The organism is Streptomyces sp. NBC_01089 (assembly GCF_045162975.1).
Taxonomy (GTDB): Bacteria; Actinomycetota; Actinomycetes; order Streptomycetales; family Streptomycetaceae; genus Streptomyces.
Genome location: NZ_CP108660.1, coordinates 995,035 through 1,009,862 on the forward strand (window position 1 = coordinate 995,035; position 14,828 = coordinate 1,009,862).

General features: G+C 70.9%; 15 protein-coding genes. 5 read left to right on the forward strand and 10 right to left on the reverse strand.

Features of this window, described 5'->3' with window-relative positions; translation table 11 throughout:
- Positions 1-103 precede the first annotated feature (103 nt).
- Entirely contained in the window at positions 104-1,378 is a 1,275-nt protein-coding gene (locus OG510_RS04395; protein WP_406135360.1) for a cytochrome P450, read from the forward strand.
- A 64-nt stretch (positions 1,379-1,442) separates the two neighbouring features.
- Here the strand turns inward: OG510_RS04395 and OG510_RS04400 are convergent, their stop codons facing one another.
- The 8 genes from OG510_RS04400 to OG510_RS04435 all read right to left on the reverse strand — a co-directional run bounded on the left by OG510_RS04400 (position 1,443) and on the right by OG510_RS04435 (position 10,522).
- The gene (locus OG510_RS04400; protein WP_406135361.1) at positions 1,443-2,909 is read right to left on the reverse strand and encodes an amino acid permease; all 1,467 of its coding nucleotides are present in this window, start codon (positions 2,907-2,909) and stop codon (positions 1,443-1,445) included.
- A 75-nt stretch (positions 2,910-2,984) separates the two neighbouring features.
- The gene (locus OG510_RS04405) at positions 2,985-3,818 is read right to left on the reverse strand and encodes a M55 family metallopeptidase (RefSeq protein WP_406135362.1); all 834 of its coding nucleotides are present in this window, start codon (positions 3,816-3,818) and stop codon (positions 2,985-2,987) included.
- Positions 3,815-5,212, reverse strand: coding sequence for a diaminopimelate decarboxylase (locus OG510_RS04410; RefSeq protein ID WP_406135364.1), 1,398 nt, complete (start codon positions 5,210-5,212; stop codon positions 3,815-3,817). Before OG510_RS04410 ends, OG510_RS04405 begins: the two co-directional genes overlap by 4 nt.
- A gap of 180 nt (positions 5,213-5,392) precedes the next feature.
- The gene (locus tag OG510_RS04415; RefSeq protein ID WP_406135365.1) at positions 5,393-7,057 is read right to left on the reverse strand and encodes a PucR family transcriptional regulator; all 1,665 of its coding nucleotides are present in this window, start codon (positions 7,055-7,057) and stop codon (positions 5,393-5,395) included.
- A gap of 59 nt (positions 7,058-7,116) precedes the next feature.
- Positions 7,117-8,352: a cytochrome P450 gene (locus OG510_RS04420; RefSeq protein WP_406135366.1), complete on the reverse strand. Its 1,236-nt coding sequence runs from the start codon at positions 8,350-8,352 to the stop codon at positions 7,117-7,119.
- Between the two features lie 67 nt (positions 8,353-8,419).
- A complete protein-coding gene (locus OG510_RS04425; protein ID WP_406135367.1) occupies positions 8,420-8,620 on the reverse strand; it encodes a ferredoxin in 201 nt (66 codons plus the stop codon).
- 1 nt (position 8,621) lies between these two features.
- Positions 8,622-9,239 (reverse strand): TetR family transcriptional regulator, encoded by a 618-nt coding sequence (locus OG510_RS04430; RefSeq protein WP_406142301.1) that lies wholly within the window; start codon positions 9,237-9,239, stop codon positions 8,622-8,624.
- 62 nt (positions 9,240-9,301) lie between these two features.
- Positions 9,302-10,522: a cytochrome P450 gene (locus OG510_RS04435; RefSeq protein ID WP_406135368.1), complete on the reverse strand. Its 1,221-nt coding sequence runs from the start codon at positions 10,520-10,522 to the stop codon at positions 9,302-9,304.
- Between the two features lie 144 nt (positions 10,523-10,666).
- Here OG510_RS04435 and OG510_RS04440 point away from each other — a divergent pair, with 144 nt between their 5' ends.
- Positions 10,667-12,118 carry an MFS transporter gene (locus tag OG510_RS04440; protein WP_406135369.1) on the forward strand — a complete coding sequence of 484 codons (1,452 nt, stop codon included), beginning with the start codon at positions 10,667-10,669 and terminating at the stop codon, positions 12,116-12,118.
- 161 nt (positions 12,119-12,279) lie between these two features.
- Positions 12,280-12,924 carry a TetR/AcrR family transcriptional regulator gene (locus OG510_RS04445; RefSeq protein ID WP_406135370.1) on the forward strand — a complete coding sequence of 215 codons (645 nt, stop codon included), beginning with the start codon at positions 12,280-12,282 and terminating at the stop codon, positions 12,922-12,924.
- 21 nt (positions 12,925-12,945) lie between these two features.
- Here OG510_RS04445 and OG510_RS04450 read toward each other — a convergent pair whose 3' ends face one another.
- Both OG510_RS04450 and OG510_RS04455 read right to left on the reverse strand, forming a co-directional pair.
- Positions 12,946-13,155, reverse strand: a complete 210-nt coding sequence (locus OG510_RS04450; RefSeq protein ID WP_406135371.1) for a DUF397 domain-containing protein — start codon at positions 13,153-13,155, stop codon at positions 12,946-12,948.
- Positions 13,137-13,979 (reverse strand): helix-turn-helix domain-containing protein, encoded by an 843-nt coding sequence (locus OG510_RS04455; RefSeq protein ID WP_406135373.1) that lies wholly within the window; start codon positions 13,977-13,979, stop codon positions 13,137-13,139. The genes OG510_RS04450 and OG510_RS04455 overlap by 19 nt, the downstream gene beginning before the upstream one ends.
- Before the next feature lie 257 nt (positions 13,980-14,236).
- On the opposite strand from OG510_RS04455, the gene OG510_RS04460 reads away from it, so the two are divergent.
- Entirely contained in the window at positions 14,237-14,521 is a 285-nt protein-coding gene (locus OG510_RS04460; protein WP_406135374.1) for a hypothetical protein, read from the forward strand.
- Positions 14,518-14,763 carry a hypothetical protein gene (locus OG510_RS04465; protein WP_406135375.1) on the forward strand — a complete coding sequence of 82 codons (246 nt, stop codon included), beginning with the start codon at positions 14,518-14,520 and terminating at the stop codon, positions 14,761-14,763. The genes OG510_RS04460 and OG510_RS04465 overlap by 4 nt, the downstream gene beginning before the upstream one ends.
- Positions 14,764-14,828 lie beyond the last annotated feature (65 nt).

The following is a 14,828-nucleotide window of genomic DNA, read 5'->3' on the forward strand; positions in this document are numbered from 1 at the left end:
GCTCTGGTATGAGGGTTCGTACGCGCGGCCGAAAATTATGCCGCTGTCGCGGGCATCGGGGCTGCGGAACGGCCCCGCATATGGTCGGGGCAGTATTGCGCGCATGACGAATATCCGTTCACGCATGACGACATGGCTGGGCCGCCGCTATCTGGCGAACATCCGCAAGAAGGGCTTCGACCTTTCGAATGCGGCGCTGCTCCCCGATTCGACCCTCATGCCGCTGCGGCGTACCGGCCTCGACCCGGTGGCCGATCTCGGTGAACTGCGCGAGAGGGAACCGGTCAGCAAGCTGTCCGTACCGCTCGGTATGAACGTCTGGCTGGTCACCGGCTACGAGGAGGCCAAGGCCGTACTGGGCCGCACCAAGGGCTTCAGCAACGACTTCACCAATCTGATCGGCAACGCCGGCGTCACCGAGGGCCAGCACCCCGGCGGCCTCGGCTTCTCCGACCCGCCCGTGCACACCCGGCTGCGCCGTCTGCTCACACCGGAGTTCACCATGCGCCGGCTCGCCAGGCTCACCCCGCGCATCCACGAGATCGTGGACGACAGGCTCGACGAGATGGCGCGGACTCCCGGGCCGGTCGACCTCGTCCAGACCTTCGCGCTGCCGATCCCCTCGCTCGTCATCTGCGAACTTCTCGGTGTCCCGTACGAGGACCGGGAGGACTTCCAGCGCCTCGGCACCACCCGGTTCGACCTCTTCGCCGGGGCCGGCGCCTCGTTCGGCGCGATATCCGAGTCGCTCTCCTACCTCCGGGACATCGTCAAGAAGCAGCGGGAGAACCCGGGCGACGGCCTCCTCGGCATGCTGATCAAGCAGCACGGCGACGCCATCGACGACGAGGAGCTGACCGGTCTCGCCGACGGGGTGCTGACGGGCGGCCTGGAGACCACCGCCAGCATGCTTGCCCTGGGCACCCTGGTCCTCCTCCAGAACCCGGACCACTTCACGGCCGTCCGCGACGACGACAAGGCCGTGGGCCCCTGTGTGGAGGAGCTGCTGCGCTATCTCACGGTGGTCCAGGTCGCCTTCCCGCGCTTCGCCCGCGAGGACATGGAGATAGCGGGGACCCGGATATCCGCCGGTGACGTGGTGCTGTGCTCCCTCAGCGGCGCCGACCGCGATGCCTCCATCGGCCCGCGGATGGATACGTTCGACCCGGCCCGCCCGTCCTCCTCGCACATCGCATTCGGCCACGGCATCCACCGCTGCATCGGCGCCGAACTCGCCCGGATGGAACTGTGCGCGGCCTATCCGGCGCTGCTGCGGCGCTTCCCGGACATGTCGCTGGCCGTACCGGCGGAGGAGCTGGCGTTCCGCAAGTACTCCGCCGTGTTCGGCGTCGACTCGCTGCCCGTACGCCTGGGCTGACCGGCCGGCCGGCGCACGGCCGGTCCCGCATCGGCAGGGGCGGGGCGGTTCGGCGCCCGGTGGTTCAGGAGGTGGGCACCGCGTCCGGCCGCGGGGTGTCATCGGCGCGCACCGGGCCGCTGCCGCGTGCCCTGCGCACCGCGTACGCGACGAGCACGACGGCCAGACTGCCGAGGCTGGTGAGCAGTTGAGTGCGCTGGTCGGCGATGACGGCCATGGCCACCAGCACGGCGGCGAAGCCGGCCATCACCACCCAGGTGAGATACGGGAAGAGCCACATGCGCAGGGTCAGCCGCTCGGGCTCCTCGCGCTCCAGCCTCCGCCGCATACGCAGCTGGGACGCACCGATCATGAGGTACATGAAGATGGCGATCGCGCCGGACGAGTTCACCAGGTAGGTGAAGACGGTGTCCGGGGACAGATAGGCCAGCAGCACCGAGATCCAGCCGACCGCGGTGCCGGCCAGGATGGCGCGGGCCGGGACCTGGCGCTTGTTCGTCGCCACCAGCCAGGTGGGGGCGTCGCCGTGGGTGGCGAGCGCCCGCAGCATCCGCGAGGAGACGTAGACCGAGGAGTTGAGCACGCTCAGCACGGCCGTGAGGATCACGATGTCCATCACGACGCCCGCGCCGGGCAGCCCGATGATCTTCCATGCGGCGACGTACGGGCTGGTCAGTACCTTGGCGCTGTCCCACGGCACGATGGTGACGACCAGGACGATGGAGCCGACGTAAAAGAGAATGATCCGCCAGATGATCCCGGTGGTGGCGCGGGCCACCGAACGTTCGGGCTCCTTGCTCTCGGCGGCGGCGATGGTGACGATCTCGGCTCCGCCGAACGCGAAGATGACCACGACGATCGCGGAGAAGATCGCGGTGACGCCGTTGGGTGCGAAGCCGCCGTGGGCGGTCAGGTGGGAGAAGTCGAAGGACGAGCCCGGCCAGCCGCCGAAGACATAGAGTCCGCCGACGATCAGGAAGGCCACGATCGCGGCGACCTTGACGGAGGAGAACCAGAACTCGAACTCGCCGAAGGACTTCACGGAGAGCAGGTTCGTCGCGGTCATCAGGACCATCAGGCCCATGGCCAGCACCCAGAGCGGCAGCCCGATCCACTCGTGCAGGATCGCCGCGCCCGCGACGGCCTCCACGGCCACGATGATGACGTAGTAGTACCAGTACAGCCAGCCGATGGTGAAGCCCGCCCACGGCCCGATGGCGGTGCGGGCGTAGTCGGCGAAGGACCCCGACGAGGGCTTGGCCACGACCATCTCGCCGAGCATCCGCATGGTGCACAGCACCAGCGCGCCGGCCAGGCAGTAGGAGACGATCGCGGCGGGCCCCGCGGTCTTGATCACCGAGCCGCTGCCGACGAACAGTCCGGCGCCGATCGCACCGCCGATCGCGATCATCGACATATGGCGGTTGCGCAGGGAGCGGTTGAGTTCAGGTTTCGGGGCCGGCGCCTTGCCCTGCGGTGGTCCCGTCTGCGGGTTTCTCTGCGGATTGCTCTGCGGTGCGGAGGAGGTCATGGCAGCTCCAGTCATGGACGACGGCGTAGAAGACGTACGGGGGCGGGGAATCCACGCGGGGGGACGGCGGCGGTGTCAGGTCCAGTCGCCTTCGCGACCGCCGCCGATCACCCAGCTGAGCGCCCGGAAGCGGCGCAGCGCCGTCACGGCGTCGGGGGTCTCCATACGGACGGTCCTGGGCCCGGACAGTCCGGCCCCGGACAGCGCGCTCGCGCGGTCCGCGAGGTGCGGGCTGTCCACGTCCACCTCCACCACGTGCGGCGCGGGGCGCGGGGCGGCGCGTGGCGGGGGCGCCGAGAGGGCCGCCGCTGCCGTACGCCGGATGTCGGCGGCCGTGACGGCCGGGGTACGGCAGACGGCCGCGTGCCGGGAGATGGCCTTCTTCACGGTGACGGTCCGGCAGCCGGGTGCGTACCCGGCGGCCTCCCGGCAGGTGATGTCGTCGCCGGTGACGAGGACGACGGGGACCCCGGCCTCGGCGGCGACCAGGGCGTTGAACTGGCCCTCTCCGACCGGCTCTCCGTCGATGCGGACGCCGAGGATGCTGTGCGAGAGGTAGGTGTGCGCGAGGACGCCCTGCTCGCCCGCGCCGGTGTGGTATCCGACGAACGCCACCGCGTCGACATCCTCCGCAAGCCCCTCCATCATGCCGAGCGGCTTGTGCCGGCCGGTGATCAGGACGGCGCGCGGGTCGAGTTCCTCGATGAGTACGTTGTCCATGCCGCAGTGCGCGTCGTTGACGACGATCTCGTCCGCGCCGGCCTCGGCGAACCCGGCGACCGCCGCGTTGACGTCCTGCGTGAGCAGTCGGCGGAAGCGTTCGTAGCGCGGTGTTCCCGCTGTGACGTCCGCCGGGGAGACGGTGCCCGTCGCCCCCTCCATGTCGGCGGATATGAGGACGTGCGTCACTGCTCCACCTCCTTCTTCGTTCCGTACTCGGCGCTGTCGGGACTGTCCCCGTCGTCCGCGCACAGCGCCACCAGGGAGTCCGCGTGGGAGAGCCCGCTCTCCTCGACGACTTCGCGCACGCTCTGCGCCGCGCGGACCGTCGCCAGGCGCACCTGCCCCCCGGAGTCGGTGCGGTAGCCGAACACCGCGGGTCTGGGCAGGGAGTTGTACGAGAAGTGCGACGAGAAGTAGTACGCCCCGGTGTCGTACAGCGTCACCACGTCCCCCGGCTCGATCGCCGGGAGCTCGCGGGCGGTCGCGGTCAGGTCACCGGCGAAGCAGCAGGGTCCGGCGATGTCCACGACCTGGAGCGGGCCCTCCTTGGGGCGGCCCGCGGCGTCGAACACGCCGACGCGCAGGGGCCAGGCGTCCGGCATGAAGACGGTACGGGTGGCCACCTGGGCTCCGGCGTGGGTGACCGCGATCCGCCTGCCGCCGGCCGACTTGGTGTACTCGACGAGCGAGCCGATGGTGCCGCTCTTCGCGAGCAGCGAGCGGCCGAACTCGGTGACGAGGGTGTAGCGGCCGTCGAAGAGCCCGGGGACGGCGCTGCGCAGTTCGGCGACGTAGTCGGCGTAGCCGGGGCTGTCGTCCTCGCTGTCGAAGTTGACGGGCAGGCCGCCGCCGATGTCGAGGCCGGTGATCCTGGCGTGGCCCAGCCCGGTGTTGACGCGCTCCGCGAGGTCGTACGCGGCACGGATGCCCTGGGCGATGAGCGGCAGCGGGCAGCCCTGGGAACCGACGTGCGCGTGCAGGCGGTTGAGCCAGGGGCGCCGGGTGAAAGCGTCGATCACCGCGTCGACGGCTCCCGGGTCGCGCAGCGCGACACCGAATTTGGAGGTCGCGGTCGCGGTACTCATGGCCCCGATGGCACCGGCACCGACCTGGGGGTTCACCCGCAGCCCGATGGGTCCTGACGGCTCGCGCCCGGCCAGCAGCCGGTCGACGCGCTCCAGCTCCTGGAAGTTGTCCAGGTTGATCGCGATGCCGTGGGCCAGCGCGAACTCCAGCTCGTCGACCGTCTTCGCCGGGCTGTCGAAGACCAGCCGGTCGGGGGTGAAACCGGCCGCCAGCGCCTGTTCCAGCTCGCCGGGCGAGGCCACTTCGCAGCCCATGCCGGCCTCGGCGAGCAGCCGCAGCACCGGCACAAGACCGCACGCCTTGGCCGCGAACGTGTGGTGCACGGTGGCCGGGCCGTCGAACGCCTGGTGCAGTGCCTCCACCGCGGCCAGCACGCCGTCGACGTCGAGGAGCCCGACCAGGGGCGAGCCGGGGCCGAGCAGCCCCTCGTCGACGGCGCGGGCGAGCGCCGCCTCGCGGGCGCGCTGGCGCTGGGGGGCCGGACCGGAAGTCACCTGAAACACTCCTAGAGAGATCGCTCGTGCACCGCGCCCGTTCGGACCGCGGGACGTTGTGCCCAGCTTCGGTGCAGGGGGCCCGGCATGTCTTCGTCATCCGCGACCACGCCTGGCCGGTTCACCTGTCCTGGCCCACAGGTAAACGATCATGGAAGGTCCGGCGCGGCCGCATACGGCTCACCCGGTACGGCGGCCGAGGCGCAGTCCGACGTCGGCCAGCAGCCGTACGGCCGGGTCGGCGAGGTCCACACCGAACAGCTCTCCGGCCCGGCGCAGCCGGTAGCGCAGGGTGTTGGGGTGCACATTGAGGCGCCGCGCGGCCGTGGCCGTGTCGCCGAAGGCGTCGAGGTGCGCGGCGACCGATTCGCCGTACCGCGACCCGTGCGCCCGGTCGTGCGCCAGCATCGCGTGCACCGGGCCCGACAGCGCCTCCCACAGCGGCTCCACCCGGTCGAGCAGCCGCAGCACCGCCGCGTCGGCCGCGACCTCCGCGTACGACGCCACCGCCGGCCCGGTCCCGGCGGCCGGCAGCTGTGCGGCCCGGTCCCGCAGCACCCGTACCACCAGTTCCGCGGCCTCACGGGACGCGGGCAGCTCCGCCAGGTCGGCGACCACAGGACCGGCACCCGCGAACAGCTCGGCGCGCGGCACCGAACGGGCCGTCGCCAGCAGGGTGCGCGCGGGGTCGGTCTCCTCGTCTGCGGCCGGCACCAGGACGTACAGCCGGTGCCCCGACCGCGCGGTCACACACCCCGGACGGTAGGCGGCCGCCTGCAGTGCCAGGACGTCGAGCACCCGTTGCCCGGCATCGTCCGGGGCGGGCTCGCGGCCGTCGTACGCCTCCGCCACCAGCACCGCGTACGGCCGGCCCCGCACGATCCCCAGGTCGTGCGCCGCCTGCGGACTGCCCGCCAGGAGTGCGTGCACCGCCCCCTCGCGGGCCCAGGCCGCCGCCCGGCCCCAGGTGCGGTGGTGCGCCAGATGCGGGACCGCGGCGCGGCCCGCCGTCCGCAGCGCGGCCACCGCGTCCTCGGCGAGCGGGCGTCCGTCGGCCGCGGCCCAGATCGAGCCGAGCACCTCGGAGCCGTGCCGCACCGCGACGGCCAGCCGCTCGGCGTACCGGTCGTCGGCGGGGCGCCGCACCACGTCGTCGGTGTTCCACAGGGCCTGGAAGAAGCCGCTTTCGCGCAGTTCGACGACCCGCCAACGGGGCACCTCCTGGCCGAGGATGGTGAGCCGGCGCATCGGGTCGGGCTCGTGGTCCATGCGCGAGTACGCCAGGACCCGCGACTGCGGGTCCTCGATCGTGATCGCGCCCCCGACGAGGTCAGCCACGGTGTTGGCCAGGCCGGACAGATCGCCCAGCCGCAGCCCTTCCACCCCGGCCGCGCCCGCGGACCGGTCGGGCACGCTGTGCGCCAGGGCCGTCCGCAACTGGCCGAGCACCTCGGTCCAGCCAGGGCCGGGCCGCCGGGTCAGCAGCGCCGTACGCCCCTGCTCCGCCGCCTCCAGCAGCCCGGGGCCGGGGCCCCGGCGGCCGGGCCGCATGACCACGGCCGCCGCCCCCGCGCGGTCCGCGGCGCGCAGCACACCGACCGCTTCGGGAGAGGCGGCCTCCACTCCGACCGCGAGCAGGACGAGCCCGGTGGCCGCCCATATCTCCTCGTCCCGCTCCTCACCCGTGTCGTGCAGCACCACGTCGGACACCGGCACACCGGTCCCGCGCGGCGCCACCACGACGTCGAGCGTCCCGGCCGCGATCATCGCGAGCAGCTGGGCCAGCGTGGGGCCGTGGTCGGGGTGATCGGGGCGGTCGGGGCGACCGGTTCCGGTTGTGTGCATCCGCCCATAGTGTCCGTATCCCGGCGCGGCCGGCCATGTCGTATGTCACTGGGCGACGGCTACCAGGTGACGGGCAGCTCGTGGATGCCGTAGATGACGGAGTCGTACTTGAACGGGATCCGCTCCACATCGGCCGCGGCCCGCAGGGTGGGGATGCGGCGGAAGAGCGTGGGGTAGATGACCTGCAGTTCCATCCGGGCCAGCGGCTGACCGACGCAGTGGTGGGTGCCGGAGCCGAAGGCCAGGTGGGGGCGGGCGTTGCGGGTGATGTCCAGGGTGTCGGGGTCGGGGAAGACCTGGGGGTCCCGGTTGGCGAGTTCGCTGAGGAGGATGACGCCTTCGCCCGCGCGGATGGTCCGGCCCGCGACCTCGATGTCCTCCAGAGCCGTGCGGCGCCGCCCGAGATGGACGATCGACAGATACCGCAGGAGTTCCTCGACCGCGTCGGCGACCACCCTGGGGTCGTCGGTGTCCCGGATGGTGGCGAGCTGTTCCGGGTGCTCCAGGAGCAGCAGCGTGCCGAGGGTGATCATGTTCGCGGTGGTCTCGTGGCCGCCGAGGAGGAGCAGCACCCCCATGGCCCCCGCGTCGTGGCGGGTGATCTCTCCGGCTGTGATCCGCTCGGCGAGTGCGGAGAGCAGGTCGTCGCCGGGGCCGGTGGTCTTCCTGCCGACCAGCTCGTCGAGGTATTCGGCGAGGTTGGTGTGGGCGGTGTGCCGGGCCTCGGCGTCGGCGGAGGCGGAGACGATGGTCTTGCTGTTGGTCTGGAAGAACTGGTGGTCCTCGTAAGGGACGCCGAGCAGCCGGGAGATGACCAGGGACGGGATGGGCAGCGCGAGCGCCTGCACGAGATCCGCCGGCCTGGGGCCGTCGAGCATCGTGTCGATGAAGCCGTCCGTCATCTCCTGGACGACGGGCCGCATCGCCTCGATCCGCTTGATGGTGAAGACGCCGCTGACCATACGGCGCAGCCGCGCGTGTTCCGGATCGTCCATCCCGACGAAGCTCATGTCCGCCTTCCCCTTGCCGGCCTTTTCGGGGTCGACGGGGCTGGGGAAACCCGGATGGGAGAAGACGGCGCTGAGGCGGGGGTCGCCGAGCAGCTGCTTCTGCTCGGCGTGGCTGGTCACCACCCAGGGGGTGCTTCCGCCCCAGGACGTGACCCGGCTGACCGCTCCGCGGTCGCGCAGGGCACGCATCTCGGGCGAGACGCCGAACGGGCACACGGAGGAGCGGGGACCGGGGAACGCGGGGGTGTCGGCGGAGGCGGTGTCCGCCCGGGGCGCTGAGGTCATTCGGTCGTCCTTCTACGTGGGGGGCGGGAGCAGAAGCAGGAGCAGGAGCAGGAGGGTCAGGGAACGCCTACGCCTGCTCGGTGATGTGGATGGCCGCAGCGGGGCACACACTCGCGGATTCCCGTACGGCCTCATGCCGGCCTGGCGCAGGTTCGGCGGCGAGCAGGACGACGATGCCGTCCTCGTCGCGCTGGTCGAAGACCTCGGGCGCGATCATCACGCACTGCCCGGCGCCGCAGCACTTCTCTTCGTCGACGCTGATCCTCATGTCAGGTGTCTCCCTTTCGTTTCGGGGTGTGCAAGGTGGCCGGGGCGGTCAGCAGCCCGGCGATCGCATCGGTCAGCGCGGCCGCGGTCCGGTCCCAGGAGGCCGGCGGCACACCGGTGTTCGCGGCCAGAGCCCCTTCCCGGTCCGCGCAGGTGTGCACGATCAGATGCCGCGCCATCTCCCCGCGGGCGGCCCTGACCTCGGGCGACAGGTGCGCGAGGCGGCGCCCGAGGCCGTCGAGCACCCGCCGCAGATTCGGGCGGGCGATGGCCTGCTCGGTCACCAGCGTGCGCATCGTCGGGTCGGTCATGACCTGTACGGACAGCCGGGCGTTCCAGGACGGGTTGCCGAGCGAGGCCAGATACTCCGGCACCGGCCGGACCAGGGCGACGACCCAGTCCCGGATCTCATCACTGCTCTCCGCGAGCGCCACGTACCGCTCCCGGAACAGGTCGGCCTGCTCACCGTGCCTGGTCATGATCGCGCGGACCAGCTCGGTCCGGGTACCGAAGTGGTAGCTGACGGCGGTGACGTTCCGCTGCCCCGCCGCCTGGGCGATCTGCCGGTGCGAGACCGCGGACAGACCGTGTTCGGCGAACAGCCGCTCGGCCGCCGCCATGATCGCGTCCCGGGTCCCTTCCGTACGGTCGGCCCGGGGAGCCCCGGTGGTCCTGGCAGCGGTCACCACGTCACCGGCAACGCGTGCAGCGGAGCGGTGAGCAGCCCCTCTTCGGCGCGCAGTTCCTCCGCGGCCACGGCGAGTTCGAGGGTCGGCAGGCGTCGCAGCAGGACGCTGAGCACGGCCTGCATCTCGGTACGGGCGAGCGGCTGCCCGAGGCAGGAGTGGGCCCCGGCGCCGAAGGTGAGATGCGGGTTGGGACTGCGGCCGATGTCCATCTCGTCCGCGTTCTCCCAGACGCTCCGGTCGCGGTTGGCCGCGGCCATGCTGCACACCACGGTGGTCCCCGTGGGTACGGCACCGCCGGAGAGTTCGACGTCCTCGTGGACGTAGCGCTGCATTCCGGTCTTGGCGCCGTTCGGATCGAACCGCAGGCTCTCCTCCACCGCCGCCCTGACCAGTGAGGGATCGGCCAGCAGCCGCTCCCAGCGCCGCCGGTCCGACAGCAGGTGCGCCACCATCAGCCCGATGAAACCCGCGGTGGTCTCGTGGCCGGCCAGCAGCAGCGCCTGCCCGGTGGCCACGAGCGCCTCGTCGGACATCGGCTCGTCCGTGCCACCGGCACCGGTCAGCAGCAGGCTGAGCAGGTCGTCCCCGGGATCGGCACGCTTGCCGTCGATGAGGCCGGCCATATAGGCGGCGAACTCCTGGTACGCCGACTCCGTCTCGTCCCGCGTGTACCGGGTGACGTTCAGAAAGATGTCGGACCAGGTCTTGAACCGGTCCCGGTCGCTCTCCGGTACGCCGAGCATGCGGCAGATGACGAACACCGGCAGCGGGAACGCGAGTCCGGCCACCAGGTCCGCGGGACGGCCCCGCTCCAGCATTCCGTCGATGAGCCGGTCGCTCATGGCCTCCATGTCAGGGCGCAGCGCGGCCATCCGCCTGGCCGTGAACCACTTCCCCACCATGCGCCGCCACCGCTCGTGCCCCTGGGCGTTGAGCGTCTTCGCCATCGGGCTCTTGAAGATCCCGTCCGAACCCCCGGCGGCCACCCGGGCCGCGTCGGGCCTGGTCAGCCCCTCGCGGCTGAAGCGGGGGTCGGACAGCGCCGTACGCACGTCCTCGTACCGGGTCAGCAACGACGCCTCGTCGCCGCTCGGCAGACTCACCCGCGCCACCGGGCACGTCCGGCGCAGCTCCTCCCACGTCTCCGGCGGCTGCAGCGCCGACGGGGGGTCCAGCGGATAGGGCAGCGGTTCCACATCCTGCGGGCCGGTCACCACAGATCTCCTCCGCACACTCGGGTCGACGGATCACGCTCCGGAAGCAGTCAACACCTCGCGGTTGGATTAAGTCAATCGACTGATTTAATGTTTCCCCGAGCAACTATCTGCGAGGAGAGTTCCGTCTTGAAGGACACGCACGTGAAGGACACACAAGAGCCGTCCGGCTCCAGGGGCGTGGTCAGCGTCCTGGCGCTCGCCGGCACCCTGGCGGCGGTCATGCAGACACTCGTCACCCCGCTGCTCGCGAAGCTGCCGGGCATGCTGCACACCTCGGCGTCCAACGCCACCTGGGTCATCACCGTCACGCTGCTCGTGTCCGCGGTGTGCGTGCCGGTCACCGGCCGCCTCGGCGACATGCTCGGGAAGCGCCGGATGATGCTGGCCTGCATGGTGCCGCTGATCCTGGGATCGGTGGTGTGCGCGCTGTCCTCCGGCATCACCCCGATGATCATCGGCCGGGCGCTGCAGGGCATGGGGATGGGCATGGTGCCGCTCGGGATCGCCCTGCTGCGCGACACCGTCCCGAAGGAGAAGCTCAGCTCCTCCATCGCGCTGGTGAGCGCGTCGATGGGCATCGGCGGAGGCATCGGGCTGCCCATCTCTGCGGCGGTCGCCCAGTACGCCAACTGGCGTGTGCTGTTCTGGGGCGCCGCCGTACTGGCCACGATCCTCGCGCTGCTGATCCGCTCCCTGATTCCGCAGGTACCCCCCACCATCACGGGGCAGCGGTTCGACGTCCCCGGAGCGCTCGGCCTCGGCGCGGGGCTGGTCTGTCTGCTGCTGGCGGTCTCCAAGGGAGCCGGCTGGGGCTGGGGTTCGGGCACCACCCTGGGTCTCTTCGCGGGCGCCGCGGTGCTGTTCGCGTCCTGGGGCCTGTGGGAGCTGCGCACCAAGGACCCGTTGATCGATCTGCGCGCCACCGCCCGCCCCCGGGTGCTGCTGACGAACGTCGCCTCGGTCTTCACCAGTTTCGCGATGTACGCCAGCATGCTGGTGATGCCGCAGCTGCTGCAGTTCCCCTCGGCCACCGGCTACGGGCTGGGGCAGTCGCTCCTGGCCTCCGGTCTGTGGATGGCGCCGGGCGGCATCATGATGATGCTCGTCTCGCCACTCGGCGGAAAGCTGACCGATGCCAAGGGCCCGAAATTCACCCTGATCAGCGGGGCCCTCGTGATCGCCGGCGGTTACGGCGTCTCGCTGGCGCTGATGGGCTCGGCCTGGGGCATCATGCTGGCCGTCATGGTCATCAACAGCGGCGTGGGACTGGCCTACGGCTCGATCCCCGCCCTCATCATGGGCTCCGTCCCACAGTCGGAGACCGCGGCCGCCAACGGTTTCAACACCCTGATGCGCTCGCTCGGCACCTCCGTCGGCGCCGCGGTCATCGGCGTACTCCTCGCACAGATGACGACCACAGCGGCGGGCCGGAGCTTCACCTCCGAGTCCGGCTTCCGCACGGCGCTCCTCGTCGGCTGCGCCATGGCGATCGTGTCGATGGCCGTGGCGGCCCTCATCCCGGCCGTACGCGCCGCCGCACTCGGCACGGCGAAGACGGAAGGCGAGAAGGCCCTGCCCACCGCCACGGCCTGACCGGGCGGAGTGCGGCCGCCCCCGGTTAAGTCAGATGTTTGACCGGTGATCGGGGGCGGCGCTTAACTGGGTGACGTCGGAGTTCGCGTCTACGGAAGCCATGCGGTGAGACGAGCAGTGAGTGACACAGCCCAGCGGTACACACCGGTGCGGTGGCCGCGGTGACCGCCGCCACGGCGCGGCACGCACGGGTCGCCGCCACCCGGGAGCTGCTCATCTCGGCGGCGGAGCGGCTGTTCGCCGAGCACGGCGTGGTGGCGGTCTCCAACCGTCAGGTCAGCGAGGCGGCGGGCCAGGGCAACAACGCGGCCGTCGGCTACCACTTCGGCTCCAAGGCCGATCTGATCAGGGCGATCGTGCACAAGCACAACGACCGGGTCGAGCAGATGCGCGCGGAGAGGGTCGAGCAGGCCACCGGCTCCACCGACGTACGCGACTGGGTGGCCTGCCTGGTGGATCCCTTCGTGCTCCATGTCGCCGGCCTCGGCGTGCCCTCCTGGTTCGGCCGCTTCTACGCGCAGATCGGCACCGACCCCGTCCACCGGGAGATCATGACGGACGCGTCCCTCCACTCACCGGCCCTGGTCCGGGCGGTCGACGGCCTCAACAGCTGCCTGCCCGGCCTGCCGCCCGAAGTACGCCTGGAACGCGGCGCCATGACCCGGCATCTGGTGGTGCTCGTCGTCGCCGAACGGGAACGCGCGCTCGCCGAGGGCAGCCCCACACCACGGGCCACCTGGGAGCAGACCGCGATCGGCCTGAACGACGCGATCGCCGGGATCTGGCTCGCCCCTGTCTCGCAGTGACCTGACAGGGGCGGCTGCCGGTCAGGCGTTCAGCACGCCGTCCCGCAGAGCGGAGACGAACGACGACCAGTGGTCAGCGGCGAACGTGACCACGGGGCCGTCCGGGCGCTTGCTGTCGCGTACGGGGACAACGGCGGCGAAGTCGTCGGAGACCTCCAGGCACTGGCCGCCATCCTGGTTGCTGTAGCTGCTCTTACGCCACGTCACTGCGGTCAGGTCGAGGGATCGCACGGTACTTCCTCCAGAATGCGCAGAATGAACTTCCGCGACTCGGCTGGTGACAAAGCCAGGTCGCGTACCGAATCGTACGCACGTTGCAGCCGTTCCACCGGGGCAGCATCCTCGATGAGTTCGCCCCTGTACCCATTTTCGACGTAGGCCACGGTACGCCCCTCGGGCAGGCGGAGGAACATCACGTCAGAGTTGATGAGACCGTGCAGCCCCGCGCCGAACGGCGCTACCTGCACGGTCGCTTCATCGCGTTCTCCAACCTCCAGCAGATACTCCAACTGCTGCCGCCATTCCAGCGGGTCCCTCAGCGGAGTCCGCAGAACCGCCTCCGAGAGAATGGTCCGGAACTGCGGAGGGTCTTCACCGGCAAGCAGCTCTCGCCGCCCCATTCGTGCCTTGACCTGCTGGTCAAGCTCCTCCCCCTTGAGGCCGCCTGCCCCCAGAACCTCGCGCGCGTAGGCCGGAGTCTGAAGCAGACCAGGCAGAACGCTCACCGCGAAGTGCCACAGACTGACGGCGTCCGACTCCAGCGCCATGTACTGCCGGTAGCGCTCACGGAACTGGGTCCGGTCCGCCATGGCCAGTTCCCACAGGGCGAGGAACATCCCCGGCGTACCGAAGAACTGGTCCATCGCCTGCACCACTTCGGGCCCGCCCAGCGTCTCGCCCTTCTCCATCTTCCCGAACAGCGAATAGTCCCAGCCCATCCGGTCGCCGAACTGCCGCAGGCTCAGACCGTGCTGGGCGCGCAGTTTCCGTAACTCCTCCGCGAACCGCTGACGCGGCTCCTGGCTGCGGCTGGTGACGAGGCGTCGTTGCGGCATGGCGCTCCTTCCAGGGCGTCCGGCCCACCCGGAATCCGCCCCCGTACCGGTACACATACACGCGCGCCCGCCAGTTCGCCGCATTCCATGTGGAATGTGTGGAACGTGCACGGCCGCGGGGGAACGAGATCGCGCCGTCGGTGTGCCCGGTCCGGCCGGGCGGCATTCTCGTAACGCCCCCACTACGCACCGTAGTTCACGCCTGGTGGACCCGGCAGCGAAACCGCGCAGCCACACCGACCGCAAGGAGATCCGCCATGACCACGCCTCCCCCGCTCCCCCGCCGCACCCCGTACCGCGCCGACGGTGACAGCCCGAAGATCCAGGAGGCGCTCGAAGCGCGCGACGCGCTCGCCGGGGCCCTGACCGGCGCCGGCATCCAGCTCCCCGCCATGGACGTACGCACCCCGTGGTTCGAGTCAGGACCGGAGCGCGAGGATGCCCCGGCGAGCACCCGCTACGCGCTGGTGTACCTCGGGGTGTGCTCAGCGCCGGTCGCACTCGCGCTGGCCGCGGTCGTCGCGAAGGGCGCTGGCCGGTGAGCACCGCCCCGCAGCCGGACCCGGGGACCTCGCCACCCCTTCCCGGAACGGCCGTCCGCGACATCGCGAGCAGCCGCGTCGGCATCGTCATGGGGCACGAGGGCCCGTGGCTCCAGCTCCGGCCGCTGGGCGGCGGCCGCGAGTGGGATGCCGATCCGGCACGCGTACGCCCGGTCGGCCCGGCCGAGCTGCTGCAGGCCCGCGTCGCCGAGGCCAACGCCCGCAGCCGTTCCACGGGATAAGAAAATACTTTCCACTTCGGAAAGTATGTGTCAGGATGGCAAGCGTCAGCCCCCACTTATGACCG